General features: G+C 67.8%; 3 protein-coding genes. All 3 read right to left on the bottom strand.

Translation table 11 applies throughout. The features are described 5' to 3' along the window. Positions 1–38: 38 nt before the first annotated feature. Positions 39–1,709, bottom strand: a complete 1,671-nt coding sequence (locus ACIQUT_RS40230) for an IS1182 family transposase (protein WP_403570688.1) — start codon at positions 1,707–1,709, stop codon at positions 39–41. 107 nt (positions 1,710–1,816) lie between these two features. After that, positions 1,817–2,623, bottom strand: a complete 807-nt coding sequence (locus ACIQUT_RS40225) for an IS3 family transposase (protein WP_403570686.1) — start codon at positions 2,621–2,623, stop codon at positions 1,817–1,819. Further along, positions 2,620–2,915: transposase (locus ACIQUT_RS40220; RefSeq protein WP_403570685.1), on the bottom strand; the 296-nt coding region annotated here is incomplete at its 5' end. The genes ACIQUT_RS40225 and ACIQUT_RS40220, both read right to left, overlap by 4 nt.

Genomic DNA, 2,915 nt, shown 5'->3' with positions numbered 1-2,915 from the left:
TTGTAGAAGCCGTCGATGACCCTGTTGCCTAATTGATGTCATGCTGCGAGGTCGAGGGCGGCGAGTCGGGAGGCACGGGTGCGGGCGAGCGGGGTTTCGTTCCACCAGGCGTCGAGGCGGATCAGGTTGACGGCGGTTGCTGTGAGCACGTGCGCAAGGTGGGTCTTGGGCAAGCCGACGTAGCGGGTCCGGCGGGCTCCAGCAGTCGCGACGGCCTGATGGATGGTGCCTTCCACCCCTGCTCGGGCCGCGTAGCGTTGCTTCCACTCGTCCGTGGACTGCTCGGCGCGGACGCGTTCGAGCATCGCGTCCTGGTCCTGCGGGCGGACGGTCAGCTGCCGTCCGTATTGGGTGGAGCGGGTGCACTGATCGCGTACGAGGCAGGGTGCGCAGGTGGCGGTCGCGAAGCGGATTCGGATCGCGTCCCGGCCGTTGTTGTCCAGGCCTTCTGTCCAGTACCTGCTCGTGGCACCTGTCGGGCAGACAGCCTGCTTAGCAAGCCAGTCGATGGTGAAAGCGGTCTTGCCGAAGCCGCCGCCGGCCGCCTGTCGGGTGGTGTTTGACCGCACCGGCCCGGTGACGGTGACGCCATGGGAGACCGGTGCGGTCAGCAGCAGTTCGGCGGAGGTGTATCCGGCATCCAGCAGGTGTTCCGCCGGCAGGAGATCCCTGCTGGCGAGACGGTCGTGGACCTCGTCGACGACCATCGCGTCGTTTACCGTGGCGTCGGTCGTGACGACGTGGGTGATCAGGTGTGGGCGCTTCGACTCTTTGGGGTCGTCACAGCTCTCGCTGATGTGGATCTTGTAGCCGACCCAGGCGGATCCACGTTTCTTCGAGTACCGGGCATCGGGGTCATAGGGCGAGGCGATCAGCACTCTGCTCGGCGGGAGATCGTCCTTCCCCCGCCATGCCACCTCCTCGTTTCCATCGGCGATGGTGCGGGTGAACTGCTGCACCCACACGGTGCGCAGGACGGTGACGGCCGGCACCTGACGCAGCCATGCCGGCGCCCTCGACGTGAAGACGCTTTCAAGCAGGCAGTAACCGTCGGCGGCGATCTGCCGGGCGAGTTCACGCCGCTCCTGCTCGTCCGTCGGCAACCGGTAAGCATCGACCCTGGCCCCGTAGCGTTCCTGCCAGGCAGGGTCCATCGATGTCCGCATCCAGTCCGGCGCCGCGGTGGCGAGTGCTTCCAGCGCAGCCCGCAGCGTCTCCCCGACGAACTCCAGGCGGTTGAGGGTTCTGACCGAGGCCAGGACGTGTGTCGAGTCGGTGCGCTGCCGTCCGCCTGAGGCGACCAGCCCCATCCCGGCGAGCCGCTCCAGCAGCAGGTCCAGGACCTTCTCCTCGAGACCGTGCGCAAGCAGTCGACCCCGGAATCCGGTCAGCACGGTGTGGTCGAAACCAGGATCGGTGAGCTCCAAGCCCAGCAGATACTTCACGTCGATCCTGGCTCGCACCGCGTGTGCTGCCTGGCGATCAGTCAGGTTCTCGGCGAACTGCAGGATGCTGACCAGCGCCAGCTGGCCAGGCGAGATGCCAGGGCGCCCGCGGACCCCGAAAGCCTCCTTGAACTCCTTGTCCGCGAACAGCGGGCCAAGGTTGTCCCGGATCCTCATCGCCAGACAGCCCTTGGGGAACGCAGCCCGAGCGACGTCCCTCGTCACCGCAGGCACCTCCGCCCCTGATCCCGGCTTCATAGACACCGCACCACCCCCCAGTCCCGCAGCCGGACGCCCGGTCTCACGCCCCCGAACCGCTCCGCACCACACTCCCGGGCTGGCAGGCCACATGACCGATGATCACGCCAGAGTCACCCAATTGGGCAACAGGGTCCGTCGATGTACTCGAAGAGCGCGAGGTTCGCCTCGGCGCGTGTGGCGAAGACCCGGCCGCGGATGCACTCGGTCTTGATCACCATCCACAGGTTTTCCGCGAGGGCGTTGTCGTACGAGTCGCCGACCGAGCCCATGGACGCCTGGATACCGGCCCTGACCAGGCGTGTTGTGAGCTTCACGGACGTGTATTGGCAGCCGTGGTCCGCGTGGTGAATGAGTTCACCCGGCGCGACTTCGCGGCTGGCCAGGGCATACTCCAGCGATGTCAGGACCAGGTCGGCGTCCGCATGGGCGGAGGTCTCCCAGGCCACCACCCGGCGGGAGAACGCGTCCCGGATCGCGGAAAGCCACAGCGGGCCCTCCAGCGTCGTGACCATGGTCAGGTCGGTGACCCACAACCGGTTCGGCCCGCTCGCGGTGAAGTCGCGTTGCACCAGGTCAGGGGCGAGATCGGCGTAGGGGTCTCGGCGGGTGAAGCTCTTGCCCCGTCGGGGGCTGATCCCGGCCAGGCCGGCCTGGCGCATGAGCCGTTCGACGCGCTTGCGGCCGACGCGAGTGCCCTCACGCTTGAGGACGGCGTGCACGCGGGGTGAGCCGTAGATGCCGCCGGACTCGTCGTGGACCTGGCGGATCATGCCCGTCAGCTCGGCGTCCTGGCGGTGCCGTTCGCACGGCGCGGTCTCGGCCTGGCGCCATCGGTAGTAGGTGGAGGAGGGGATGGAAAGTTCCCGGAGTACGGGCTCGACCCCCAGGTGCGGGTGCTCGTCGAGCAGTCCTGTCACCTGGGCCGGGTCGGGTCGAGCTGGGCCGCGAAAAAAGCCGATGCCGTCCGCAGGACCTCGTTCGCCCGCTTGAGCTGGGCATTTTCCTTCCGCAGGGCGGCCAGCTCGGCACGCTCTGCGGTGGTAAGCATGTCGCCGCGTTCGCCCGCGTCGGCCTCGGCCTGGCGGATCCAGTTGCGCAGGGCCTCGTGGTGCACGCCGAGTTCCTCGGCCATCCGGCGGATCACCGGCTTCGGCTCGGCAGCCCGGTACATCTGGACCGCCCGGTCACGCAACTCCAGCGGGTACTTCC

The organism is Streptomyces sp. NPDC090445 (genome assembly GCF_044769385.1).
GTDB lineage: Bacteria > Actinomycetota > Actinomycetes > Streptomycetales > Streptomycetaceae > Streptomyces.
The sequence above is the reverse complement of the archived record's forward strand: the minus strand, read 5'-3'. Positions and strand labels throughout refer to the sequence as shown.